This is a genomic window from Telluria sp. B2 (genome assembly GCF_051789535.1).
Taxonomy (GTDB): domain Bacteria; phylum Pseudomonadota; class Gammaproteobacteria; order Burkholderiales; family Burkholderiaceae_D; genus Telluria.
The window spans coordinates 5,119,020-5,143,321 of record NZ_CP196525.1 but is presented as its reverse complement, the minus strand read 5'-3'; the positions used below and the strand labels follow the sequence as shown (position 1 = coordinate 5,143,321).

Below are 24,302 nucleotides of genomic sequence, written 5' to 3'. Positions count from 1 at the left end.
CTGTTGTTTTTTCGTCACTTCGTCACGGCCAAGTGTCGCTATAAACGCACAGTCTTTATTGACGGGCGCCACGCAAATTGTGTGGGCGGCCGGTGCTGAAGTTGGCGCGCCAGGGGTTGATGTCGAGGCCGCCGCGGCGGGTATAGCGTGCATAGACCGACAGTTTGCTCGGCTTGCATTGGCGCAGGATGTCCATGAAGATGCGCTCGACGCATTGCTCGTGGAATTCGTTGTGCTCGCGGAAGCCGATCAGGTAGCGCAGCAGGCCTTCCTGGTCGATCTGCGGGCCGGCGTACTGGATCTGCACGCTGCCCCAGTCCGGCTGGCCGGTGACCAGGCAGTTCGACTTCAGCAGGTTCGACACCAGGGTCTCCTCGACCGGCGCTTCGTCGAAGTTCGCCTTCAGCAGTTCCGGCGCCGGCGAGTAGTCATCGATGTCGATGTCCAGGCGGTCCAGCGAGAAGCCCTCGAGCTCGCCCATTTTCAGCTTGCCGAAGTGTTCCGGCTCGGTCAGCGTGATGTGGACCGGCGCGCCGAAGGCGTTCGACAGGTCTTCGCGCAGCAGCGCGAGCAGGGCATCAAGGCCGGCCACGCGGGTCTGGTTGAAGGAATTCAGATACAGCTTGAACGACTTCGATTCGACGATGTTCGGCGAATCGGCCGGGGCGCTGATCGTTGCGATCGCCACCTGGGGCTTGCCGCGCATGTTCAGCCACGACAGTTCGTAGGCGTTCCAGATGTCCAGGCCGAAGAAGGGCAGTGTGCCCTTGATTGCCAGCTCGTCGCGCTTTTGCTGGCGCGGGATCGGGAACAGCAGTTCCGGGGCGTACTGGGTCTGGTAGGCGGAGGATTTGCCAAGTGGCGATTGATCGGGAGTGTTGTTCATGATCTGGTCTCGATGAGCCGGCGCTGCGCATGGGTGTTCGGTGCGCGAAGAACGTGCCGGTCCGGCGGCGGCAAACCGCGTATCGTACACCTTTATGCGGATGGGTGGGCGATTCGGTTGGACGAGGCAGGCGTGGCGGATTGCAGGGAATGTGGGGCTGTTGCCTGAACCGTTATCGGTACGCATGGTCCGCGTGGGCACAAGTGCCCACCCTACGGTCACCGCTAACATCGAGATCATACGAAACCCGGATACGCAGCGTGTCCCTTCCGGCCAATCGGCACGCGTCCCGGGGCTGTTGCCTGTGCCGTTATTGGTTCGCATGGTCCGCGTGGGCTCGAGAGCCCACCCTACGGTCACCGCTACAGCGAGATCATACGAAACCCGGATACGCAGCGTGTCCTCGTAGGGTGGGCACTTGTGCCCACGCGGATTCGACACACCAATAACGTCACAGGCAACAGCCCCACGTCCTCACGCGCAGGACAGTGCCCAACCCATCACAGGAACAGCTTGTACACCGGATTGGCGCTCTCGTCCCAATACCGGTACCCCAGCGTCGCCAGGAACTGCCTGAACTCGTCCATCTCTCCCGCCGGCACCTGCAGGCCGACCAGGATGCGGCCGACGTCGCCGCCCTGGTTGCGGTAGTGGAACAGCGAGATGTTCCAGTTCGGCGCCATGCTGTCCAGGAAGCGCATCAGGGCGCCGGGGCGCTCGGGGAATTCGAAGCGGTACAGCAGCTCGTCGTGGGCCAGCGTGCTTTTTCCTCCGACCAGGTGGCGGATGTGCAGCTTGGCCAGTTCGTCGTGGGTCAGGTCGAGGGTGCGGAAGTCGTGCTGTTCGAAGGTGCGCGCCAGCAGGCTGGATTCGCCGCGGCTGCCGACCTGTACGCCCACGAACACGTGGGCCTGGCGCTCGTCGCTGATGCGGTAGTTGAACTCGGTGACGTTGCGCGGGCCGACCAGCGCGCAGAAACGCCGGAAGCTGCCGCGCTGCTCGGGGATGGTGACCGCGAACACGGCTTCGCGCGCTTCGCCCAGCTCGGCGCGCTCGGCGACGAAGCGCAGGCGGTCGAAATTCATGTTGGCGCCGCAGGCGACCGCCACCAGGGTCTCGTTCTTCACCGGCTGGCGGCTCATCTGCGAACGTTCGACATAGGCCTTGGCGCCGGCCACGGCCAGGGCGCCGGCCGGCTCGAGGATGCTGCGCGTGTCCTGGAACACGTCCTGGATCGCGGCGCAGATGGCGTCGGTGTCGACCAGGATGATCTCGTCCACGACTTCCTTCGCCACCCGGAAGGTTTCTTCGCCCACCAGGCGCACCGCGGTGCCGTCCGAGAACAGGCCGACATCCGGCAGGGTCACGCGCTCGCCCGCCTTCAGGCTTTTCGCCATCGCGTCCGAATCGATGGTCTGCACGCCGATCACCTTGATGTCGGGGCGCACCGCTTTCACGTAGGCGCCGATGCCCGAGATCAGGCCGCCGCCGCCAATCGCCACGAAGATCGCGTGGATCGGGCCCGAGTGCTGGCGCAGGATCTCCATGGCGATGGTGCCCTGGCCGGCGATGACGTCGGGGTCGTCGAAGGGGTGCACGAAAGTGAGCTTCTGCTCGCGCTCCAGCGTGAGCGCGTGGTTGTAGGCGTCGGTGTACGAGTCGCCGTGCAGCACGACTTCGACGGCCGGGCCGCCGCGCGCCTTGACCGCGTCGATTTTCACTTGCGGGGTGGTGGTCGGCATCACGACCAGGGCGCGGCAGCCGAGACGGGCGGCCGACAGCGCGACGCCCTGCGCATGGTTGCCGGCCGAAGCGCAGATCACGCCGCGCTTCAGGGCTTCGGGCGACAGGTGCGCCATCTTGTTGTAGGCGCCGCGCAGCTTGAAGCTGAACACGCTCTGCATGTCCTCGCGCTTGAAATAAATGCGGTTGCCGAAGCGCTGCGACAGCGTCGGGGCCAGCTCGAGCGGGGTTTCTTGGGCGACGTCGTAGACGCGGGCGGTCAGGATTTTCTTCAGGTAGTCGGTAGCCATGGTCGGGAGAGGAAGTTCTAAAAGCCAGTGTCCTGGTTCCGGTGACGCGAGACTGTGTTTCCCGGGTGGTGGCCGAGGCGTGCAGCCGATACGAAGCGCTGGGTCGCAGGCTCGTCGTATCGTGTCGAAGCGATGGGTTTTCCTCATTATAATGGACAGCTCTAACTTCAACTTCCCCCGATGATCGAAACCGCTGTCCTCTGGCTGCTGAAGGTCCTCGCCGCTCCCACAGTCGGGCTCACGTCGGTATTCCTCATCGCTTTCGTCTCCGCCACCCTGGTGCCGCTCGGCTCCGAGCCGGCCGTGTTCGCCGTCGTGAAGGCGAACGAGGCGATGTTCTGGCCGGCCATCCTGGTTGCCACCCTCGGCAACACGCTCGGCGGCGCCGTCGACTACGCCATCGGCTACCGCGCCAAGATCGCCTTCGCCAGGGAACGCCAGAGCCGCTGGTTCGGCTGGCTGCGCCGCTTCGGCGCCAAGACCATGCTGCTGTCCTGGGTGCCCGGCATCGGCGACCCGCTCTGCACGCTGGCCGGCTGGCTGCACCTGCCGTTCTGGCCCAGCGTGATGTACATGGCCATCGGCAAGTTCGGGCGTTATCTCACCATGACCGCGGCGCTGCTGTACGTGCCGGACGGGTTCTGGAAGCGCATCGGGGACATGGTCACGCAGATCACGGGTTGATCTGGTCGCGGCTGGTATGCCCAGGGACTTTCGCATACCGTAGGGTGGACGCCCCGTGCCCACGCGTGAAGCCTGCGTCGTGTTGGCGTTCATAAAGCGCTGCGTCTGCTCATCGTTTACGCGTGGGCACGGGGCGCCCACCCTACGGGTATCCAGGCCACATGCGATTCGGATGGGTTTACTCGGCGGCACATTTTCGTTGCCTGCGTGGTCACTCTTGCAAACGAAATTTGCATAGACAGCCTATTGTTCGTATTTTGTTGCTTGGCTCCCGGCGGAAAAATCCCCGAACCCAGCGTTGTGCGCCGCAATAAGCTAGAATGATTGTCCTTCGGGCCAGTCCAATCCTCATCTCATCCATGAACGCCCCAGCACATATCCACACCCTCCTCGCCGACAACGCGCCGGCACGCCTGCGCGAAATCCCCTACAACTACACTTCGTTCTCGGACCGCGAGATCGTGATCCGCCTGCTGGGTGAGTCGTCCTGGAAGCTGCTCGACGAGCTGCGCGGCGCGCGCCAGACCGGGCGCTCGGCGCGCATGCTGTACGAGGTGCTGGGCGACATCTGGGTGGTGCGCCGCAATCCCTACCTGCAGGACGATTTGCTCGACAACCCCAAGCGCCGCCAGAAGCTGATCGACGCGCTGCACCACCGCCTGGCCGAGGTCGACAAGCGCCGGGTGACGGTCGACGCCAGCGAAGGCGACGCGGAAACAGCCGCTGCGCGCAGCGCCGCCGTCGAGCAGCTCTTGCTGTCCGCCCGTAAAGCCGTCGACGACTTCGGCCGCGAATTCCGCGAGATGTACGACCTGCGCAAGCGCGCCCGCGCCGTGCTCGGCGCCTATACGGATAAACGCAACATCCGCTTCGACGGCATGCACCGCGTCTCGCACGTGACCGACGCCACCGACTGGCGCGTCGAATATCCCTTCCTCGTGATCCTGCCGGACAGCGAGGAAGAGATGGCCGGCCTGGTCAAGGGCTGCATCGAACTCGGACTGACCATCATTCCACGCGGCGGCGGCACCGGCTACACCGGCGGCGCGATCCCGCTCACCGCCATGTCGGCCGTGATCAACACCGAAAAGCTGATCGCCTTGGGCGAGGTCGAGATGACCCGCCTGCCGGGCGTGGACCGCGACTACGCGACCATCCACACCGGCGCCGGCGTGGTCACCCAGCGCGTTTCGCAGGCGGCCGAGAAGGCCGGCTTCGTGTTCGCGGTCGACCCGACCTCGGCCCACGCTTCCTGCATCGGCGGCAACATCGCGATGAACGCGGGCGGCAAGAAGGCCGTCCTGTGGGGTACGGCGCTGGACAACCTGGCGTCCTGGCGCATGGTCGACCCGAACGGCGACTGGCTGGAAGTGACGCGCATGGACCACAACCTGTCCAAGATCCACGATGCGCCGGTCGCCACCTTCAAGCTCGAATGGACCCGTCCGGCGGTGAAGGGCGGCGCCAGGGGAGAGCCTTTCCGCACCGAGACGCTGACCATCGAGGGCCGCAAGTTCCGCAAGGAGGGCCTGGGCAAGGACGTGACCGACAAGTTCCTGGCCGGCCTGCCGGGCATCCAGAAAGAGGGCACGGACGGCCTGATCACGTCCAGCCGCTGGATCCTGCACAAGATGCCGAAGTACACGCGCACCGTCGCGCTGGAGTTCTTCGGCCAGGCGCGCGACGCGATTCCGTCGATCGTCGAGATCAAGGATTACCTCGACTCGCTGCCAAAGAGCGGCAAGCCGGAATTCGCCACCCTGCGTCTCGCCGGCCTGGAGCACCTGGACGAGCGCTACCTGCGCGCGGTCGGCTATGCCACCAAATCCAAGCGCGGCACGCTGCCTAAAATGGCGCTGTTCGGCGACATCGTCGGCGACGACGAAAACGCCGTCGCCATCGCCGCCTCGGAAGTGGTGCGCATCGCGAACACCCGCGTGGGCGAGGGCTTCATCGCCGTCAGCCCGGAAGCGCGCAAGAAATTCTGGCTCGACCGCGCCCGCACCGCGGCGATCGCCCGTCACACCAACGCCTTCAAGATCAACGAAGACGTGGTCATTCCCCTGAACCGCATGGGCGAGTACACCGACGGCATCGAGCGCATCAACGTCGAGCTGTCGATCAAGAACAAGCTGCAACTGGCCGAGCAACTGCACACCTATCTCTCGGGCGGCAACCTGCCGCTGGAGAAGAGCGACGACGCCACCGGCGACACGGTCGCGCGCGACGAGATCATGGGCGACCGCCCGCAGCAGGCCATCGAGCTGGTGGAAAAGGTCGCCGCACGCTGGGCCTATGTGCTGGCCAACCTCGACCAGCCGCTGCGCGTCGTGCACCCGAAGCTCGACGAGCTGGGCCTGGGCCAACTGTCCGCCGTGCTGGACCAGCGCGTCGGCACCCAGCCGGATGCGACGCTGTTCGACGTGGTCCAGGACCACACGGTGCGCATCTCGTGGAAGAACGAACTGCGCGCGCCGCTGCGCCAGATCTTCAACGGCGCGGCCTACAAGTGCATCCTCGACGAGTGCACCGCCATCCACAAGCGCGTGCTGCGTTCGCGCGTGTTCGTGGCCCTGCACATGCACGCGGGCGACGGCAACGTCCACACCAACCTGCCCGTGAACTCGGACGACTACGCGATGCTGCAGGACGCGCATCAAGCCGTCGAGCGCATCATGAAGCTGGCGCGCTCGCTCGACGGCGTGATCTCGGGCGAACACGGCATCGGCATCACCAAGCTGGAATTCCTGACCGACGAAGAGATCCAGGACTTCCGCGACTACAAGGTGCGGGTCGACCCGGAAGGGCGCTTCAACAAGGGCAAGCTGCTGAACCTGGAAGGCGCGCACGCCGACCTGCGCAATGCCTACACGCCGTCCTTCGGCCTGATGGGCCACGAGTCGCTGATCATGCAGCAGAGCGACATCGGCGAGATCGCCAACAGCATCAAGGACTGCCTGCGCTGCGGCAAGTGCAAACCGGTCTGCACGACCCACGTGCCGCAATCGAACCTGCTGTACTCGCCGCGCGACAAGATCCTGGCGACGTCCGCCCTGATCGAAGCCTTCCTCTACGAAGAGCAGACCCGCCGCGGCGTCTCGATCCGGCACTGGGAGGAATTCGAGGACGTGTCGGACCACTGCACCGTGTGCCACAAGTGCGTGACCCCGTGCCCGGTGAACATCGACTTCGGCGACGTCTCGATGAACATGCGTAACCTGCTGCGCAAGATGGACAAGCGCAGCTTCAAGCCGGCCAACCGCGCGGCCATGTTCTTCCTGAACGCGACCGACCCGACGACGATCAACGCCACGCGCAAGGCGATGGTCGACTTCGGCTTCAAGGCCCAGCGCCTCGGCAACAGCCTGCTGAAGGGCTTCGCCAAGGACCAGACCAAGGCGCCGCCGCCGACCACCGGCAAGGCGCCGGTGCGCGAGCAGGTGATCCACTTCATCAACAAAAAGATGCCGGGCAACCTGCCGAAGAAGACGGCGCGTGCACTCCTGGACATCGAGGACGACAAGGTCATCCCGATCATCCGCAACCCGAAGGCCACCAGCGCCGACACCGAAGCCGTGTTCTACTTCCCGGGCTGCGGCTCGGAGCGCCTGTTCTCGCAGGTGGGCCTGGCGACCCAGGCGATGCTGTGGGAAGTGGGCGTGCAGACCGTGCTGCCGCCGGGTTACCTGTGCTGCGGCTACCCCCAGCGCGGCGCCGGCCAGTACGACAAGGCCGACAAGATGGTGACGGACAACCGCGTGCTGTTCCACCGCATGGCCAACACGCTGAACTACCTCGACATCAAGACGGTCGTGGTGTCGTGCGGCACCTGCTACGACTCGTTGGCGAACTACGAGTTCGAGAAGATCTTCCCGGGCTGCCGCCTCATCGACATCCACGAATACCTGCTCGAGAAGGGCGTGAAACTGGAAGGCGTGAACGGTACCCGCTACATGTACCACGATCCCTGCCACACGCCGATGAAGATGCAGGACTCGGTCAAGACCGTGAATGCGCTGGTCCAGACGGTGGACAACGTGAAGATCGAGAAGAACGATCGCTGCTGCGGCGAGTCCGGCACCTTCGCCGTGACCCGTCCGGACATCGCGACCCAGGTCCGCTACCGCAAGGAGAACGAAATCGAGCGCGGCGCGGCCAAGCTGCGCGCCGACGGCTTCGAGGGCGAAGTGAAAGTGCTGACCAGCTGCCCGTCTTGCCTGCAGGGCCTGTCGCGCTACAACGGCGACGCCGGCACCAGCGCCGACTACATCGTCGTCGAGATCGCCAAGCACCTGCTGGGCGAGAACTGGCTGCCGGACTACGTGGCGCGCGCCAACAACGGCGGCATCGAAAGGGTGCTGGTATGACGAACCTTGCACTGCGCGAGCCGGGCTGCGAACTGTGCGACCTGGCCGCTCTGAAGCCGGTCTACGCCGACAGCAAACTGTCGGTGATCATCGTCGACGACGCCAACTACCCCGGCTTTTGCCGCGTCATCTGGCGCGACCACGTGCGCGAGATGAGCGACCTGTCGCGCGAAGACCGGCTGCTGCTCAATGAGGCGGTGGTCCAGGTCGAACTGGCCGTGCGCGAGGTGATGAAACCGGCCAAGGTCAACGTGGCCAGCCTGGGCAATGTCGTGCCGCACCTGCACTGGCACGTCATCCCGCGCTACACTGACGACGCGCACTTCCCCGCGCCCGTGTGGGCGACGGCGGTGCGCCAGACTGAAGAATCGACCCTGGCGGCGCGTCGCGCGCTGCTGCCGGAACTTGCCGACGCGCTTTCCAGCGCGATGCGGCGCATGAACCAAGGATAAACAGAGAAATGCCCAACCCGACCGAACTGGCCGTGCGCCAGAAATCCCGCCTGCTCGACATCGCGTTCGACGACGGCAGCAGCTTTTCGATTCCCTTCGAGCTGATGCGGGTGTATTCGCCTTCGGCCGAAGTGACCGGCCACGGACCGGGCCAGGAAGTGCTGCAGCTCGGCAAGCGCGAGGTCGGCATCACCGGCGTCGAGCCGGTCGGCAACTACGCGATCAAGCCCATCTTCGACGACGGCCACGCCAGCGGCATCTATACCTGGAGCTACCTGTACAAGCTGGGCAGCGAGCAGGACGCGCTGTGGAAGGATTACCTGGCGCGCCTGGAAAAGGCCGGCTACGCCGGCGACAGCGGCCGCGAGCCAGCCGCCGCGCCAGTGCGCAGCAGTGGCGGCGGTTGCGGCAGCGGCAGCTGCGGCTGCTCGAAATAAGCCTTAGGGCTCGTAGGGTGGGCACCCCGTGCCCACGCGCTACGTGTTTCACCCGAGTCAACAGCCGCGCTGGTTCGCTCCGCGGCGTTGCCATCTTCCTCAAGGTTAGGGAAACGCTTTAGACGTTGCCAACAATATGCGGCCTATGCGTTAAATCCGGGGGGCAACATGAATCGGGCTTTCTACGGTCCGATACGATAACTCTCCCGAAAACAAAAAAGCCGACTTGCGTCGGCTTTTTGCTATCTCGAACCGGCTGATGCCGGCATCGTGATTATTGCGGCTGGATGTTGGCAGCCTGCTTGCCCTTCGGACCGGTGGTGATCTCGAAGGTCACGCGCTGGTTTTCGGCCAGCGACTTGAAGCCCTGCACGTTGATCGCCGAGAAGTGGGCGAACACGTCTTCACCGCCGCCGTCAGGCGTGATGAAACCGAAACCTTTTGCATCGTTGAACCATTTAACGGTACCGCTCGTCATGATGTTACTCCCCTAAGATATTTGTTGTTATGCCTTGCTTGTACTTCTCGGTGTGAACGGATGACGCCAGCGCCGGACTCAACAAAGCGTTTTTATTATAGGGATAAGTTAGCAATAGTGAAGCACAATTCACCATACTTTTTATTGTAGAGTTGGTTCTAAACGACGTCTCAGCGATCCTGCATACTCCAGCACGCAAAATTACAGGCTGAGTGTTTCCTTGAGTTGCGCAGCGTTGCGCCGCGATATCTCTAGTTTCTTTCCGTTATCGAGCTCGGCCAGGAGCGTGCCGTATGCTGCGCTCAAGCGCCCGTCGAACGCGACAGCAGTTCGACCAGTTGCTCGATGGTGTAGGGCTTGGCCAGCACCTGCACGCCCGGCACCGCGATCTGCTGCTCGGTGTAGCCGGTGGCCAGCACCACCGGCAGGTTCGGGTAGCGCTGCATGAGGATGCCGGCCAGGTCGACGCCGCTGACCTGGCCCGGCATCACGACATCCGAGAACACCACGTCCGGGCGGCGCGGCATGGCCTCCAGCAGGCGCAGGGCGGCCTCGCCGTCTTCCGCCACCGTGACTTCGAAGCCGCTTTCGCCCAGCGCGTGCATGACGGCCTCGCGCACCAGCGCATCGTCTTCCACGAACAGCACGCTGCCCGAACCCTTGATGCGCGCCGGCCCGGCGCTGGCGGCGGGGACCGTGAGCGCGTCATCGGTGGCGCGCGCCAGGTAGAGGTCGACCCGCGTGCCGATGCCGGCAATGCTGTCGAGGACCAGCGTGCCGCCGGCCTGCACGGCGAAGGCATAGGCCTGGGGCAGGCCGAGGCCGGTGCCCTGGCCCGGCGGCTTGGTGGTGAAGAAGGGGTCGAGCGCACGCGCCATCACCTCCGGCGTCATGCCGCTGCCGCTGTCGGTCAGGGTGACCAGCACGTAGTCGCCGCGCGGCAGCTGGCCTGTGCCGTCGAGCGAGACGTTGTTCGCGTCCACGCGCAGCGTGCCGCCGTCCGGCATGGCGTCGCGCGCATTGGCCGCCAGGTTCAGCAGGGCGACGTCGAACTGCAGCGGTTCGAGCGTGACCGGCCACAGGTCCTCGGCGCAGTGCACCTCGACCGCGATGTCGCTCTTCAGCGAGCCCTTCATCAACTGGATGGCGCTCTTGAGCTGGGCGCAGACATCGACGGTTGTCAGCCGGGCCGCCTGGAGGCGGCCGAAGGAGCCGAGCTGGCCGGTCAGGGCGGTCGCGCGTGCGACCGTGCGCTTGCAGGTCTCGAGCAGGTTCTGCACCTTGTCGTTGCCGCGCATGGCAAAGCCGGCCAGCTGCAGGGCCGTCGTCAGGGTCTGCAGCAAATTGTTGTACTCGTGGGCGATGCCGCCGGTCAGCCGGCCCAGCGCTTCGAGCTGCTGGTTCTTCAGCAGGGCCTGTTGGGCCCGTTCGGTGGCCGCAACCGCGTCGGCCACGCGCGCTTCCATCTCGGCCTGGGCGTGATGGATCCGGCGGCTGGCCTCGGCCAGGTGGCGGGCGACGCTGTCGATTTCGAACCAGTTGGTGCTCTGGTAGTGCACCTCGCCGCTTTCGCCCAGCGTCTGCGCGCTGCGCCCGAGCGCCTCGATCGGGCCGATGGCGCGATTGGCGAAACGCCGCGCCGCGACCAGGCCGAGCACCAGCAGCAGGGTCATCAGGCCACCGAGCACGGCGGCCGCACGCAGGGGCGCAGCGCGCAGCTCGCTGCGCGGGATGCTGAGCAGGACCTTCCAGCCCGCATCCGGCACGGTGCTGGCGTAGCTGCGCGACGCGACATTGTCGAGCGTGAGTGCATCGTAGATGGCTTCGTCCCTGCCGGCGATCTCGCGCAGCGTGCTGGCGCGCGCTGCCTTGCCGATGTACTGTTCGGGATTGCGCGAGCGCGCGACCACGATGCCCTTGCGGTCCACCACGCTGGCCAGCCAGGTGTCGGAAACCCGCTGGCGTGTCAGCAGGCGCTGCAGGGAGCTGGCATTCACGCCCATGGTCAGCAGGTAGCGGATATGCCCGTCGACCTTGACCGGCACCTGGATCGCATAGTCGTAACGCATGACCACTTGCCCCATGAAGAGGTCCGATACCAGGGTACGGTCGATGCCATTGCGTTGGCCCAGCTCGCCAAGATTCGAGCCCTTGCGTGTCGGCAGCGGACTGCCGTAGGGGCGGCGCGTATTGAGCAACTGGCGGCCATCGAGGTCGAACAGGATCACGGTCGACTCCGGCGGCGGTACGACGCGCCGCGCGTGTTCGTAGAAATCCGCCAGCTCACCCGCGGCCAGCGATGGCGAGCCTGCCAGCACCCGCAGCAGCTCTTCCTTCTTCTCCAGTTCGTTGTCGACCAGCAAAGCTACGGCCCGTGCAGTATCGAGCATCGCCCGGTCCTGGGTGCCGCGGGCATCGTGGTAGACATAGGCCACGGCGAGTGCTGCCGCCAGGAAGGAGGGGACCAGTACCGACAGCACTAGGAGGAGCAGGCGCAACCTGGTACGCATGGGAATGACTGTTGCCTCAAGGGAAGCAATGAAGGAAGGGCAGGATTATACAAGAGTCAATACAAGCGTGTTGCACGGCTGAGCAGGCGGCCGGGCAAGGCTGCTGCGGGATCGGCACTGGCTCGCCGGCTGACGAGGAAAACGCGCTCAGCCCGGCTGTTGGCTTGCTGTGCCTCTTCATTTGTTCTGCCCGGATGCGGCGACAGGAGCGCTACCTGACCGACGCTACCGGTCGTGCACGACCGGATTGGCGACGACCGGCGCCAAACTGGCAGGCCGGCCCGAGCCCCGGTCCGTGCCGCATACCGTATCCCACAGCCCCATGAAGCGTAAACTGACGCGCTGGCAACGCATTACCATGGCGCCGGTTTCCAAGGGCCGAATAGCGCCTGCGGGAGGGCCGGCAGCCGCGGCGCTCGTCTCATGCATGTCGCTTGTATAATGCGCAAAGATCAACCGGCAGAGCACTATGACCAACACCACCCATTTCGGCTACAAGACCGTTTCCGAGGACGAAAAGGTCCACGAGGTCGCCAAGGTATTCCACTCCGTCGCGTCGAAGTACGACGTGATGAACGACCTGATGTCCGGCGGCCTGCACCGCATCTGGAAGACCTTCACGATCGCCCAGGCCGGCATCCGCCCCGGCTTCAAGGTGCTCGACATTGCGGGCGGCACCGGCGACCTGTCGAAGGCCTTCGCCAAGCAGGCGGGCCCGAGCGGGGAGGTCTGGCTTACCGACATCAACGAGTCGATGCTGCGCGTAGGGCGCGACCGCTTATTGAATAAAGGCCTGGTCACCCCCACCTTGCTGTGTGACGCAGAGAAGTTGCCGTTCCCGGACAATTATTTTGACCGGGTCAGCGTGGCCTTCGGCCTGCGCAACATGACGCACAAGGACCAGGCACTGGCGGAAATGCGCCGCGTGCTCAAACCCGGCGGCAAGTTGCTGGTGCTGGAGTTCTCGAAAGTGGCGGCGCCCCTGCAGAAGCCTTACGACCTGTATTCGTTCTCCGTGCTGCCGTGGCTGGGCAAGCGCATCGCCAACGACTCGGAAAGCTACCGCTACCTGGCCGAATCGATCCGCATGCACCCGGACCAGGAAACACTGAAGACGATGATGCAGGACGCCGGGCTGGAACGCGTGCAGTATTTCAACCTGACGGCGGGCGTCGCGGCGCTGCATACCGGTATCAAAATGTGAGGGTAGGACAATGAAAAAATTTCTGGTTACGATGATGCTGGCGGTGACCGCCACCTCGATGATTGCCGAAGCCGTGGCGCGCCCGATGGGCGGCAAGCGTTCCTTTGGCCGCCAGTCGCAGACCGTGCGCCAGATGCCGGCCCCGGCGCCGGCCCCGGCCGCGCCGATCAACCGCCAGGCCGCGCAACCTGCTCCTGCCGCACCGGCAGCCGCCGGCGCTGCCGGCGCAGCCGCTACCCAGGCTGCGAAACGCTCGAGCCCATGGAAGGGCATCCTGGGCGGCGCGCTGCTCGGCCTCGGCCTGGGCGCCCTGTTCTCGCACCTGGGCATCGGCGGCGCCATGGCCTCGATCCTGTCGTCGATCCTGATGTTCGCGCTGCTGGCGCTGGCCATCATGTTCATCGTGCGCATGTTCCGTCGCAAGGACACCCCGGCCAACCCGTCCTTCCAGGGCGGCTTCAGCCAGCAGCCGGTGCCGGCCGGCGCCACGCCGCATATCGGTTCCGGTCTCGGCCAGTCGCAGCCGCAAGCCTTCCAGGCCCAGCAGCCGGTGGGTGGCCTGTCGCTGGACAAGGCGGCGCCGGTGGGCGCAGCCGCATCGCACAGCCCCTGGGGCGTGCCGGCCGACTTCGACACCGAGGCCTTCCTGCGCAACGCCAGGTCGTCCTTCATCCGCCTGCAGGCGGCCTGGGACAAGGGCGACGTCAACGACCTGCGCGAATTCACCACGCCCGAAGTCTTCGCCGAGCTGAAGACGCAGATCCTGGAGCGCGGCGGCAATGCCGACTACACCGACGTGGTGGCTATCGACGCCCAGCTGCTGGGCATCGAGACCACCGCCACCGACTACCTGGCCAGCGTGCAGTTCAACGGCATGATCCGCACCGCACCGAACGCGCCGGCCGAACCGCTGGCCGAGGTCTGGAACATGTCGAAGCCGCTGTCGGGCAATGGCGGTTGGGTGCTCGCGGGTATCCAGCAGATCGCGTAATCAATAATTTTTTGCAAACTTTCCCGTGCGCCCGGGTTTGTGCCCGGCAAACTGGTAAGATCGAAGCCGCCCGCGCTGTCTCGGGCGGCTTTGTTTTTTAGCGACCATCATCATGTTTCCGAGTCCAATTTTTCTCTCGCCGCAACGCACGCTGAGCGCGTCCGCGGTGGCGGCGATCAACCACTTGCTGGCCCAGGAGGACTGGGCGCGCACGACCTTGCGCCGTCACGCCGGCAAGCTGGCCTGCATCGACACCGGTCACCTGCAGCTGCGCCTGCGCGTGGCCGCCGACGGCTTGCTCGAAGCGGGCGAGGCGGATACGCCTGTCAATGTCACGATCCACGTCAAGCTGAGCGACCTGCCGCTGATCGCAGCCAACCGCGAGCGCGCCTTTTCCTACGTGCGCATCGACGGCGATGCCGAGTTCGCGAATACGATCTCGCAGCTGAGCAAGGGTTTGCGCTGGGAGCCGGAGCATGACCTCGAGCGCCTGTTCGGACCGATCGGCGCGAACCGCCTGGCCGGCGGCGCACGCGGCGCGCTGGCCAGTGCCCGCGCCACCGGCCGCCGCCTGGCCGAGAACCTGGCCGAGTTCCTGGTCGAGGAGCAGCCGGTGCTGGTGCGTCCCGGCGACGTCGACGAGTTCGGCGCCGGCGTGGTGCGCCTGCGCGACGACGTCGAGCGCGCCGCCAAGCGCATCGCAAGGCTTGAACAGATGCTGGCGCAGGCGCGGCCCAGGGCCGCAGCGTCCGCCCCGGCGCACGACCTGATTCTGCGTCCCGCACACGATGTGACGCTTCATACGGCGCCAGGCGGCGCCGTCATTCCGACAACCCGCCCCAGCGGGGACACTAGCCTGGATCGCTGATGATATTGAAATTCCTGCGCCTGCTTAAAATCTTCACGGTCGTCATTAAGTATGGCCTCGATGAAATTGCAATGTCCGGTCTCCAGGTGCCGCGCACCGCAAGACTGATCAACGGCATCTTCTTCTGGCGCAGGATCACGACGCCGCGCGCGATCCGCCTGCGCCTGGCGCTCGAAGAGCTGGGGCCGATCTTCATCAAGTTCGGCCAGGTGCTGTCGACCCGGCGCGACCTGATGCCGCCCGACATCGCCGACGAGCTCTCGCTGCTGCAGGACCGCGTACCGCCCTTCGGCTCGGACCTGGCGATCGCCCAGATCACGCGTTCGCTCGGCGCGCCGCCGGACCAGCTGTTTGCCAGCTTCGATCCGGTGCCGGTGGCCTCGGCCTCGATCGCCCAGGTCCACTTCGCGACCCTGAAGAACGGACGCGACGTCGCGGTCAAGGTACTCCGTCCGGGCATGAAAAAGACCATCGACGAGGACATCGCCCTGATGTACATGGCGACCGGGCTGATCGAGAAGCTGTGGGCCGAAAGCCGCCTGCTGAAGCCGCGCGAAGTGGTCGCCGAATTCGACAAATACCTGCACGACGAACTGGACCTGATGCGCGAGGCGGCCAATGCCAGCCAGCTGCGCCGCAACTTCGCCGACTCCGACTTGCTGCTGGTGCCGGAAATGTTCTGGGACTATTGCTCGAGCAACGTGATCGTCATGGAGCGCATGCACGGCATTCCGGTGTCGCAGATCGACCGCCTCGCGGCCGAAGGCGTGGACCTGAAAAAGCTCTCCAGCGATGGCGTGGAGATTTTTTTCACCCAGGTATTCCGTGACGGCTTCTTCCACGCAGACATGCACCCGGGGAACATCCTGGTCTCGGTCGAGCCGGAAACCTTCGGGCGGTATATCGCGCTCGACTTCGGCATCGTCGGCACCCTGAACGACTTCGACAAGGACTACCTGTCGCAGAACTTCCTCGCTTTCTTCCGCCGCGACTACAAGCGCGTGGCCGAGGCCCACATCGAATCGGGCTGGGCGCCGCGCCACACCCGCGTCGACGAGCTGGAAGCGGCGGTGCGCGCCTGCTGCGAGCCGATCTTCGACCGTCCGCTGAAGGACATTTCCTTCGGCCAGATCCTGTTGCGCCTGTTCCAGACCTCGCGCCGCTTCAATGTCGAGGTCCAGCCCCAGCTCGTGCTGCTGCAGAAGACCCTGCTCAACATCGAGGGTCTGGGCCGCCAGCTCGACCCTGATCTGGACCTGTGGAAGACCGCCAAGCCCCACCTGGAACGCTGGATGACCGAGCAGGTCGGCTGGCGCGGCTTCGTCGAGCGCCTGAAGGCCGAGGCGCCGCGCTACGCCCACATCTTCCCCCAGCTGCCGCGCCTGATGCACCAGACGCTGGAGCGACATTCCCAGCCGCATGCGGCCACCAACCACGAGATGATGAGCCGCATGCTGCACGAGATCCGCCGCACCAACCGCATGCTGGGCGTCCTGGCCTGGCTGGCCGGCGGCGTGACCTCGGGCCTGCTGCTGGCGGCCCTGCTGCACCGTTTCGGCGGGGCATGACATGCCGGACTTCGCCAGCCGCGACCCGCGCACGCCCGGTTTCTGGGACGAGCGCTTCGAGCAGGGCTTCACGCCCTGGGACCGCGGCGGCGTGCCGCAGGGCCTGCGCGACTTCGTCGCCCGCACGCCGCGGCCATTAACTACCCTGATCCCCGGCTGCGGCAGCGGCTACGAACTGGCCTGCCTGTGCGATGCCGGCTGGGATGCGACCGCGATCGACTTCTCGCCGGCGGCGGTCGAGACGGCGAAGAAGGCGGTAGGGCCGTGGGCGGGCAGGGTGGTCGAGGCCGACTTTTTCACCTACGCACCGCCGCGTCCCCTGGAGCTGGTCTACGAGCAGGCTTTCCTGTGCGCGATGCCGCCAGCGCTGTGGCCGCGCGTGGCCGCGCGCTGGGCCGAACTGCTGCCGAGCGGTGGCCTGCTGGCTGGATTCTTCTTCTTTGGCGAGTCGCCGAAAGGGCCGCCTTTCGGCATCGCCCGGCCCGCGCTGGACGAGTTGTTGCTGCCGAACTTCGAATGTATCGAGGATGCCGCGGTGGCGGATTCGCTGCCGGTGTTTGGCGGCAAGGAACGCTGGATGGCGTGGCGCCGCCGCTGATCCGATAACGGTGGGCGCCGTGCCCACCATGAACGAACCGAACCGCCAAAAAAAACGCCCGCATGCGCGGGCTTTCGGAAATACAGCATTCTTGTACGGCCATGCGGCGATCTTCATCGCGCAAACTTCTGTTTCTTGAATCTCGTACACGGCCGGCTTGCTGGGCCAGCCAGCAACGTGTGCCGTTGAGAAATAATATTTAAACACTCCAGTTGATGTTCGGCAAAGAAAAACTGACAGGATGCTGACGAAAAACAACACTGTCTCGTCCTGACGCTGCAGCCCTGGCCGGCATGGCGATGGCGCAAGGCGGGGGAATCGGCAACTTCTCCAACAAAAGCTTTATAATTCAGGGTTTTGAAGATTTTTGCGGAGTATCAAATGCCGATCTACGCCTACCGCTGCGACGAATGCGGTTTTTCCAAAGATGTGCTGCAAAAAATTTCTGATCCGGTCCTGACGACTTGCCTGTCCTGCGGCAAGCCGTCGTTCAAGAAGCAGGTGACCGCGGCTGGGTTCCAGCTCAAGGGCACCGGCTGGTACGTGACCGATTTCCGTGGCGGCAGCGCCCCGGCCACCGGCACCGCGCCAAACGCGAGCGCGGCCCCGGCGGCGTCGGGCGAGAGCACGGCCGCGAGCGCTTCCGCGCCGGCCCCGGCCGCCAGCGCCGGCGGCGACAGCAGCGCATCCTGATGTTGCCCTGATGGTGCCATATCCTGCGGCCCTTGGGGCCGCAGCAATAAGAACAACGAGAATTCGATGCGCAAATACTTCCTTACCGGCCTGCTGATCCTGGTTCCCCTGGCCATCACGGCCTGGGTGCTCAGCATGGTGATCGGCACGCTCGACCAGTCCCTGCTGTTCGTTCCGGAGCGCTGGCAGCCGCGCACCCTCTTCGGCGCCGACATCCCCGGCATCGGCGCGATCCTGACAATCGCCATCGTGTTCCTGACCGGCCTGCTCACCAATAACCTGGTCGGCAACTACATCGTGCGCCTGGGCGAACGCCTGCTCAAGCGCATCCCGGTCGTCAGCTCGCTGTACGGCAGCGTCAAGCAGGTCTCGGACACGCTGTTCTCGTCCTCGGGCAACGCGTTCCGCCAGGCCGTCCTGATTCCCTATCCGCACGCGGATTCGTACACTATCGCTTTCCTCACCGGCGTGCCGGGCGGAGACGTGAAGAACCACCTGGTCGGCGAGTACGTGAGCGTCTACGTGCCGACGACCCCGAACCCGACTTCCGGCTTCTTCCTGATGATGGAACGCAGCAAGGTCGTCGAGCTGGACATGACGGTCGACGCGGCCCTGAAGTACATCGTGTCGATGGGCGTCGTGGCTCCCGAATAACAGTAAGCTAGCATCAAGTCCCGCCGCTGGCGGTGCACCAAACACCAACCTGGAATAGAGAAAAATATGTCCTCCATGCGTACCAACTACTGCGGCCTCGTGACCGAAGAGCTGCTGGGCCAAACCGTCAGCCTGTGCGGCTGGGTGCACCGTCGCCGCGACCACGGCGGCGTCATCTTCATCGACCTGCGCGACCGCGAAGGCCTGGTGCAGGTCGTCTGCCATCCCGACAACGCGAAGGTGTTCAAGGCCGCCGAGCACGTGCGCAACGAGTACTGCCTGCGCGTCACCGGCACGGTCGTCAACCGCCTGGAAGGCACGGCCAACGCCAACCTGAAGTCGGGCAAGATCGAGATCAACACCACGCAACTGGAAGTGCTGAACGCCTCGGTGCCGGTGCCGTTCCAGCTGGACGACGACAACCTGTCGGAAACCACCCGCCTGACGCACCGCGTGCTCGACCTGCGCCGCCAGCAGATGCAGCACAACCTGCGCCTGCGCTACAAGGTATCGATGGAAGTGCGCAAGTACCTCGACAACCTGGGCTTCATCGACATCGAGACCCCGATGCTGACCAAGTCGACGCCGGAAGGCGCACGCGACTACCTGGTGCCGTCGCGCGTCAACCCGGGCAACTTCTTCGCGTTGCCGCAGTCGCCGCAGCTGTTCAAGCAGCTGCTGATGGTCGCCAACTTCGACCGCTACTACCAGATCACCAAGTGCTTCCGCGACGAAGATCTGCGCGCCGACCGCCAGCCGGAATTCACCCAGATCGACTGCGAAACCTCGTTCCTGACCGAACAGGAAATCCGTGACCTGTTCGAAGACATGATGCGCGTCGTCTTCAAGAACGCCGCCGGCATCGACCTGCCGAACCCGTTCCCGGTGATGGACTTCGCCACCGCCATGGGCAAGTACGGTTCGGACAAGCCGGACATGCGCGTCAAGCTCGAGTTTACCGAGCTGACCGAGCTGATGAAGTCGGTCGAGTTCAAGGTCTTCAACAGCGCCGCCAACATGACCGGCGGCCGCGTGGTCGGCATGCGCGTGCCGCAGGGCGGCTCGATGGCGCGTTCGGAAATCGACGCCTACACCCAGTTCGTCGCCATCTACGGCGCCAAGGGCCTGGCCTACATCAAGGTCAACGAGAAGGCGAAGGGTCGTGAAGGCCTGCAGTCGCCGATCGTCAAGAACATCTCCGACGAGGTGCTGGCCCAGATCCTGGAACTGACCGGCGCGCAAGACGGCGACCTGATCTTCTTCGGCGCCGACAAGGCCAAAGTCGTGAACGACGCCATGGGCGCGCTGCGCGTGAAGATCGGCCACTCGGAATTCGCGAAGAAGGCGGGCCTGTTCGACGACGTCTGGGCCCCGCTGTGGGTCATCGACTTCCCGATGTTCGAGTACGACGAAGACTCGGGCCGCTGGACCGCGACCCACCACCCGTTCACCGCGCCGAAGGACGGCCACGAAGACATGCTCGAGACCAATCCGGGCGCCTGCGTCGCCAAGGCCTACGACATGGTCCTGAACGGCTGGGAACTGGGCGGCGGCTCGATCCGTATCCACCGCGAAGACGTGCAGAGCAAGGTGTTCCGCGCCCTGAAGATCGACGCCGAGGAAGCGCAACTGAAGTTCGGCTTCCTGCTCGACGCCCTGCAGTACGGCGCGCCGCCGCACGGTGGCCTGGCCTTCGGCCTCGACCGCCTGATCACGTTGATGACCGGCTCCGAGTCGATCCGCGACGTGATCGCCTTCCCGAAGACCCAGCGCGCGCAGGACCTGCTGACCAATGCGCCGTCGGAAGTGGACGAGAAGCAGCTGAAAGAGCTGCACATCCGTCTGCGTAACGAGCCAAAGGTGGGCTAAGCACGCTCGGCCTTACGGCTGGGTAGAATAGGGGCCGGTGCGGCATCGTCACACGTGACGAGCCGCACCGGCCTTTTTTTATCCATTCTTTGTTCCACGGAGTAGCCAAGCGTGCACAAGATTCCCGAATCCGTCCTCGTCGTCATCCATACGCCCGAGCTGGAGGTGCTGCTCATCGAGCGTGCGGACCGGCCCGGTTTCTGGCAATCGGTGACGGGCTCGCTCGACGCCCTGGACGAACCGCTGCTGGAGACGGCCACGCGCGAGCTGTTCGAGGAAACCGGCATCGTGGCCGACGGCGAACGCATCCGGCTGGTCGACTGGGGGCTGTCGAACATCTACGAGATCTATCCGACCTGGCGCCACCGCTACGCGCCGGGCGTCACGCACAACACGGAACACGTCTTTTCCGTCTGCGTGCCGCGTGCGACCCCGGTGATCCTGAGCCCGCGCGAACACGTGCAGTACGCCTGGCTGCCTTGGCTGGAAGCGGCCGACCGCTGCTTTTCGTCTTCGAACGCGGAAGCGATCCTGCAACTGCCCTGTCATATCAGCTAGTTAACATCGCCGGCTGCGGGCCTATACTGGTTGGAAACATTTCGCCAACTTCAGCAGAAGGTTTCCATGCGTCCTTTCTCCACAGGTCTCGCCGCGCTTCTTTTCGTCCTTGCCCAGGGCGCAGTCGCCCAGGCGCCGATACCCGACGCTTACCTGGAGCGCCTGAAGCTGGCCGAAGCGGCTACGGCATCCTTGTCGTCCGCGGCCTTCGCTCAGACCGGCGATCCCGAGCTCGACAAGCAAGTGCTGGCGCATCGCAGGCAGCTCCAGCAGTTGGGTACGGCGCGCTCAATGGTGGGCGACACCGAAGGCGCGCATGTGGCTTTCGATGCCCTGCACCGGCGCGAGCGGCGCCATCCGCCCGGCACCGTGCTCCAGATGGCGCTGCTGGAGAACGCCGCGGCGGAAGACGCGATCGCGGCCATCGTGCGCGAAGCGCGGACCAAACGCATCGTGCTGATCAACGAGGCCCATCATGTGCCCCTGCACCGGGCCTTCGCCCAGCGCCTGGCCGCCGAGCTGAGGAAGATCGGCTACAGCTACCTGGCCTGCGAGACCTTCAACGCCGTCGGTGCAAACGCCGCCAACAAGAGGGGCTATATCACCCGCACCAACGGTTACTACACGGAGGAGCCGGTATTTGCCGGCTTCGTCAACGCGGCGCTGGCCGACGGCTGGAAGCTGGTCGCTTACGAATTCGAGGGTGGGCACGACTTGCCGCCGGCCGAGCAGATGCGCATGCGCGAGGAAATGCAGGCGCGTAACCTGGTCGAGCGCATCCTGGCGAAAGACAAGGACGCCAAGGTACTGGTCTTCGTCGGCTATGGTCACCACCACAAGGCGCCCGAGCCCGAGCCGAAGATGCTCCTGATGGGAGAACACCTGCGCCGCATGAGCGGTTTGCCGACGTTGCACATCGACCAGACCGCGTTCGTCGCCCATCCCGATGCCACGGACGAGAATCCACTGTATGCGCCGCTGCTGGCCAAGTACCCGGCCAAGGATCCGATCATTCTCAGGAACAAGGATGGCAGCTATCCGGTGTTGCTGGGCCTGGCCGGACGTATCGACATGCAGGTGATCCATCCGCGCTATCCGGTGCAGGACGGTCGCCCCGGCTGGCTCGTTTCGCTGGCGGGACGCAGCCCGCAGCCGGTGCCGAAGAACCTGCTGCCGGCCAGCGGGCGCCGCGTGCTCAAGGCCACGCCGGCCGCCGCGCCGCCAGATGCAGTGCCAACCGACATCATCCTGGTGGAAGCCGGCAAGCCGGTTCCCTCCTTCATGCTGACCAGGGGGAAATACCGCTTCGACTACGAGGATTGACCGGCAAAATCCGCATATAAGGAAGTGTGATTAAAATCGTTCGTTTCCACCTCAGGCTGGAGTAGGCTTGGTATATGAACGACAATTCCTTTCCCCCGGCCGGCGCCAGCCACTGGCAGCTCGGCCCCATCATCGAGGCGCTGCGTAATTCGCGCGAGAAAACCCACAACATCCGCCACCAGGGCCGCGTGCGCGAACTGCCTTCGCGCGAAGTCCTGAAGCAGGTGATCGAGGGCATCTCGGCGGCGCTGTTTCCCACCCATTACGGCCGTCCGGACCTGAACGACGAGAGCATCGACTACTTTGTCGGCGACACGCTCAACGTCGCGCTCGACCGCCTGGTCGAGCAGGTGCGCCGCGCCCTGCGCTTCAGCAGCGATTACGACGAGCTGTGCGAGGTGGAACTGGCCGAGCGGGCGCGTGCCATCACGCGCTCCTTCGCCGCCAGCCTGCCCGACATCCGCGCCTTGCTGGTGTCGGACGTACAGGCCGCGCTGGCCGGCGACCCGGCCGCCAGTTCGGTGGCCGAGATCATGCTGTGCTACCCCGGCACCATCGCCGTGCTCTACCACCGCCTCGCGCATTGCCTGCACCGTCTCGGCACGCCTTTCCTGGCGCGCCTGGCGGCCGACATTGCCCACACGCTTACCGGCATCGACATCCACCCGGCAGCGCAAATCGGCGCCAGTTTCTTCATCGACCACGGCACCGGCGTCGTGATCGGAGAAACCGCGATCATCGGCCAGCGCGTGCGGCTGTACCAGGCCGTCACCCTGGGCGCGCGCCGCTTCCCGACCGACGAGCACGGCGCCCTGGTGAAAGGCGCGCCGCGCCATCCGATCGTCGAGGACGACGTCGTCATCTATGCCGGCGCCACCATCCTCGGGCGCATCACGGTGGGCGCCGGTTCCACCATCGGCGGCAATGTGTGGCTCACGCAGAGCGTGGCGCCGGGCAGCAACGTGACCCAGGCGCAGATGCGCGGCTGCTGAGGCGGCTGGCCCGAACCTGGACGATTCAGGCCGCGGGACGCAGCGGGATATCGATGCGGACCTGGCGGCCCGGGTGGGTTTCAGGCAGGCGCGCTCCGGCGCCGAGCAGCTGTTCACGCAGCGTGGCGCCGCGCTCGCCGTCGGCGTCTCCGCTGCGATAGCGGCCGCGCCGGCGCAGCTCGGGCACGACCAGCTCGACCACGTTGCGCATGTCTTCATGGGCCAGCGCGTAGGCCAGGTTGAAACCGTCGATGCCGGTCTCGTCCAGCCAGGCGATCAGCTGGTCGGCGACCTGGCGCGGGTCGCCCACGATGACCGGGCCGCGCCCGCCCAGCCCGATGAACAGCGCCGCTTCGCGCACGGTCCAGCGGCGCGCCGGATCGGCCACGCTGAGCGAGGCGAGCGCCGAGCGGCCGGCCTCGGTATCGATGTATTCGATCGTATCTCTTGCTTCGCGTAGGCGTTTAAGGCTCCTTTAAGTCGGCATTAAAAGGAAGTCAAGCGATTAAATCGATTCACTGTAAATACAACACCCGTTCAAGGGGCTTCTCGTCTGAGTGCCCAGCATTCCTTTCCCTCAAGTACTAACTCAAGGGTCATTACTACAAAGAGTCAAACTAGACGCAGCGAAACTTCGTCGGTTGTCGGCAAACTCGCCGCTAAATTGTGTCGAAGTATGTCAAATATGCATAATGGGCAGGAAAATGTTATGGTGGAAACTTTAATATTTACTTAACAAAATTAGTTCTGGAATGAAAAATTCTTGAAGGAAATTCGTTATGTGAGATAGCGCACAATAGAATCTGCGTTTGACAATCGGAAACGAGTCGAATATTGTCAGCAGTTCGCGTCGAGCGAAATTTTAAAACTGCAACAAAGTCCAACCAACGGATTCTGGAGGAAAAGCATGGAACAATTCCAACCGAAGCACGAGGAAAAGGTGAAAGCCCTGAGCGTGGACGATGAATGCTTCTACATCGACCTCGAATGCGGATTACGCCTGAGCGGTCCCCGCCTGGTGGCCGTTCCGCTCTCGGAGGCCGAGAACCTGGCGGCGCCCCGCAATGCCGCGCTGCGCCGCGACTGGGAAGCAGCACCCGTGCTGGATTGATCCAACGAGTACGGGGCGGGCCTCAA

Annotated in this window: 20 protein-coding genes and 1 pseudogene; 16 read left to right on the top strand and 5 right to left on the bottom strand. The window is 64.7% G+C overall.

All coding sequences use genetic code 11. The features are described 5' to 3' along the window. Positions 1-55: 55 nt before the first annotated feature. Positions 56-886, bottom strand: a complete 831-nt coding sequence (gene queF, locus ACSUZJ_RS22690) for an NADPH-dependent 7-cyano-7-deazaguanine reductase QueF (protein ID WP_499411895.1) — start codon at positions 884-886, stop codon at positions 56-58. 500 nt (positions 887-1,386) lie between these two features. Next, entirely contained in the window at positions 1,387-2,919 is a 1,533-nt protein-coding gene (gene ilvA / locus ACSUZJ_RS22685) for a threonine ammonia-lyase, biosynthetic (RefSeq protein WP_499411894.1), read from the bottom strand. Positions 2,920-3,099: 180 nt separating this feature from the next. Here ilvA and ACSUZJ_RS22680 point away from each other — a divergent pair, with 180 nt between their 5' ends. From ACSUZJ_RS22680 to ACSUZJ_RS22665, 4 genes are all read left to right on the top strand, one after another. Next, positions 3,100-3,603 (top strand): YqaA family protein, encoded by a 504-nt coding sequence (locus ACSUZJ_RS22680; RefSeq protein ID WP_499411892.1) that lies wholly within the window; start codon positions 3,100-3,102, stop codon positions 3,601-3,603. Positions 3,604-3,962: 359 nt separating this feature from the next. Then, entirely contained in the window at positions 3,963-7,970 is a 4,008-nt protein-coding gene (locus ACSUZJ_RS22675; protein WP_499411891.1) for a DUF3683 domain-containing protein, read from the top strand. Further along, entirely contained in the window at positions 7,967-8,422 is a 456-nt protein-coding gene (locus ACSUZJ_RS22670) for an HIT family protein (RefSeq protein ID WP_499411889.1), read from the top strand. The genes ACSUZJ_RS22675 and ACSUZJ_RS22670 overlap by 4 nt, the downstream gene beginning before the upstream one ends. A gap of 8 nt (positions 8,423-8,430) precedes the next feature. Beyond that, positions 8,431-8,859, top strand: a complete 429-nt coding sequence (locus ACSUZJ_RS22665; RefSeq protein WP_499411888.1) for a gamma-butyrobetaine hydroxylase family protein — start codon at positions 8,431-8,433, stop codon at positions 8,857-8,859. 274 nt (positions 8,860-9,133) lie between these two features. Here the strand turns inward: ACSUZJ_RS22665 and ACSUZJ_RS22660 are convergent, their stop codons facing one another. Further along, positions 9,134-9,337, bottom strand: a complete 204-nt coding sequence (locus ACSUZJ_RS22660) for a cold-shock protein (RefSeq protein WP_312551109.1) — start codon at positions 9,335-9,337, stop codon at positions 9,134-9,136. Between the two features lie 302 nt (positions 9,338-9,639). Next, positions 9,640-11,847 carry a hybrid sensor histidine kinase/response regulator gene (locus ACSUZJ_RS22655; protein ID WP_499411887.1) on the bottom strand — a complete coding sequence of 736 codons (2,208 nt, stop codon included), beginning with the start codon at positions 11,845-11,847 and terminating at the stop codon, positions 9,640-9,642. A gap of 469 nt (positions 11,848-12,316) precedes the next feature. Here ACSUZJ_RS22655 and ubiE point away from each other — a divergent pair, with 469 nt between their 5' ends. From ubiE to epsC, 11 genes and pseudogenes are all read left to right on the top strand, one after another. Further along, positions 12,317-13,051, top strand: coding sequence for a bifunctional demethylmenaquinone methyltransferase/2-methoxy-6-polyprenyl-1,4-benzoquinol methylase UbiE (gene ubiE / locus ACSUZJ_RS22650; RefSeq protein ID WP_499411886.1), 735 nt, complete (start codon positions 12,317-12,319; stop codon positions 13,049-13,051). Between the two features lie 10 nt (positions 13,052-13,061). Further along, positions 13,062-14,042, top strand: coding sequence for a Tim44 domain-containing protein (locus ACSUZJ_RS22645; RefSeq protein WP_499411884.1), 981 nt, complete (start codon positions 13,062-13,064; stop codon positions 14,040-14,042). Between the two features lie 112 nt (positions 14,043-14,154). Next, positions 14,155-14,763: pseudogene (locus tag ACSUZJ_RS22640) on the top strand (ubiquinone biosynthesis accessory factor UbiJ); the annotation flags it as partial. A 146-nt stretch (positions 14,764-14,909) separates the two neighbouring features. Further along, the gene (ubiB, locus tag ACSUZJ_RS22635) at positions 14,910-16,478 is read left to right on the top strand and encodes a ubiquinone biosynthesis regulatory protein kinase UbiB (protein ID WP_499411883.1); all 1,569 of its coding nucleotides are present in this window, start codon (positions 14,910-14,912) and stop codon (positions 16,476-16,478) included. Between the two features lies 1 nt (position 16,479). After that, positions 16,480-17,076 (top strand): methyltransferase domain-containing protein, encoded by a 597-nt coding sequence (locus ACSUZJ_RS22630; RefSeq protein WP_499411882.1) that lies wholly within the window; start codon positions 16,480-16,482, stop codon positions 17,074-17,076. Between the two features lie 381 nt (positions 17,077-17,457). After that, positions 17,458-17,769, top strand: a complete 312-nt coding sequence (locus tag ACSUZJ_RS22625) for an FmdB family zinc ribbon protein (RefSeq protein WP_499411881.1) — start codon at positions 17,458-17,460, stop codon at positions 17,767-17,769. Positions 17,770-17,835: 66 nt separating this feature from the next. Beyond that, positions 17,836-18,423: a DUF502 domain-containing protein gene (locus ACSUZJ_RS22620; RefSeq protein WP_499411880.1), complete on the top strand. Its 588-nt coding sequence runs from the start codon at positions 17,836-17,838 to the stop codon at positions 18,421-18,423. 66 nt (positions 18,424-18,489) lie between these two features. Beyond that, the gene (aspS, locus tag ACSUZJ_RS22615) at positions 18,490-20,292 is read left to right on the top strand and encodes an aspartate--tRNA ligase (RefSeq protein ID WP_499411878.1); all 1,803 of its coding nucleotides are present in this window, start codon (positions 18,490-18,492) and stop codon (positions 20,290-20,292) included. Between the two features lie 111 nt (positions 20,293-20,403). Then, positions 20,404-20,850 (top strand): dihydroneopterin triphosphate diphosphatase, encoded by a 447-nt coding sequence (gene nudB / locus ACSUZJ_RS22610; RefSeq protein ID WP_499411877.1) that lies wholly within the window; start codon positions 20,404-20,406, stop codon positions 20,848-20,850. Between the two features lie 66 nt (positions 20,851-20,916). Then, the gene (locus tag ACSUZJ_RS22605; protein WP_499411875.1) at positions 20,917-22,173 is read left to right on the top strand and encodes a hypothetical protein; all 1,257 of its coding nucleotides are present in this window, start codon (positions 20,917-20,919) and stop codon (positions 22,171-22,173) included. A 74-nt stretch (positions 22,174-22,247) separates the two neighbouring features. Next, positions 22,248-23,165, top strand: a complete 918-nt coding sequence (gene epsC, locus ACSUZJ_RS22600; RefSeq protein WP_499411874.1) for a serine O-acetyltransferase EpsC — start codon at positions 22,248-22,250, stop codon at positions 23,163-23,165. A 25-nt stretch (positions 23,166-23,190) separates the two neighbouring features. Here epsC and ACSUZJ_RS22595 read toward each other — a convergent pair whose 3' ends face one another. Further along, positions 23,191-23,553, bottom strand: coding sequence for a hypothetical protein (locus tag ACSUZJ_RS22595; protein WP_499411873.1), 363 nt, complete (start codon positions 23,551-23,553; stop codon positions 23,191-23,193). A 519-nt stretch (positions 23,554-24,072) separates the two neighbouring features. On the opposite strand from ACSUZJ_RS22595, the gene ACSUZJ_RS22590 reads away from it, so the two are divergent. Beyond that, positions 24,073-24,276 carry a hypothetical protein gene (locus ACSUZJ_RS22590; RefSeq protein ID WP_499411872.1) on the top strand — a complete coding sequence of 68 codons (204 nt, stop codon included), beginning with the start codon at positions 24,073-24,075 and terminating at the stop codon, positions 24,274-24,276. The last annotated feature ends 26 nt before the right edge of the window (positions 24,277-24,302 follow it).

Coding starts and splice junctions, on each gene's coding strand:
- ACSUZJ_RS22670 (WP_499411889.1), top strand. CDS start 7,967: ATGACGAACCTTGCACTGCGCGAGCCGGGCTGCGAACTGTGCGACCTG.
- ACSUZJ_RS22645 (WP_499411884.1), top strand. CDS start 13,062: ATGAAAAAATTTCTGGTTACGATGATGCTGGCGGTGACCGCCACCTCG.
- queF (WP_499411895.1), bottom strand. CDS start 886: ATGAACAACACTCCCGATCAATCGCCACTTGGCAAATCCTCCGCCTAC.
- ubiE (WP_499411886.1), top strand. CDS start 12,317: ATGACCAACACCACCCATTTCGGCTACAAGACCGTTTCCGAGGACGAA.
- ACSUZJ_RS22655 (WP_499411887.1), bottom strand. CDS start 11,847: ATGCGTACCAGGTTGCGCCTGCTCCTCCTAGTGCTGTCGGTACTGGTC.
- ACSUZJ_RS22605 (WP_499411875.1), top strand. CDS start 20,917: ATGCGTCCTTTCTCCACAGGTCTCGCCGCGCTTCTTTTCGTCCTTGCC.
- ACSUZJ_RS22680 (WP_499411892.1), top strand. CDS start 3,100: ATGATCGAAACCGCTGTCCTCTGGCTGCTGAAGGTCCTCGCCGCTCCC.
- ACSUZJ_RS22665 (WP_499411888.1), top strand. CDS start 8,431: ATGCCCAACCCGACCGAACTGGCCGTGCGCCAGAAATCCCGCCTGCTC.
- ilvA (WP_499411894.1), bottom strand. CDS start 2,919: ATGGCTACCGACTACCTGAAGAAAATCCTGACCGCCCGCGTCTACGAC.
- ubiB (WP_499411883.1), top strand. CDS start 14,910: ATGATATTGAAATTCCTGCGCCTGCTTAAAATCTTCACGGTCGTCATT.
- aspS (WP_499411878.1), top strand. CDS start 18,490: ATGTCCTCCATGCGTACCAACTACTGCGGCCTCGTGACCGAAGAGCTG.
- ACSUZJ_RS22675 (WP_499411891.1), top strand. CDS start 3,963: ATGAACGCCCCAGCACATATCCACACCCTCCTCGCCGACAACGCGCCG.
- ACSUZJ_RS22625 (WP_499411881.1), top strand. CDS start 17,458: ATGCCGATCTACGCCTACCGCTGCGACGAATGCGGTTTTTCCAAAGAT.
- ACSUZJ_RS22590 (WP_499411872.1), top strand. CDS start 24,073: ATGGAACAATTCCAACCGAAGCACGAGGAAAAGGTGAAAGCCCTGAGC.
- ACSUZJ_RS22620 (WP_499411880.1), top strand. CDS start 17,836: ATGCGCAAATACTTCCTTACCGGCCTGCTGATCCTGGTTCCCCTGGCC.
- ACSUZJ_RS22660 (WP_312551109.1), bottom strand. CDS start 9,337: ATGACGAGCGGTACCGTTAAATGGTTCAACGATGCAAAAGGTTTCGGT.
- epsC (WP_499411874.1), top strand. CDS start 22,248: ATGAACGACAATTCCTTTCCCCCGGCCGGCGCCAGCCACTGGCAGCTC.
- ACSUZJ_RS22630 (WP_499411882.1), top strand. CDS start 16,480: ATGCCGGACTTCGCCAGCCGCGACCCGCGCACGCCCGGTTTCTGGGAC.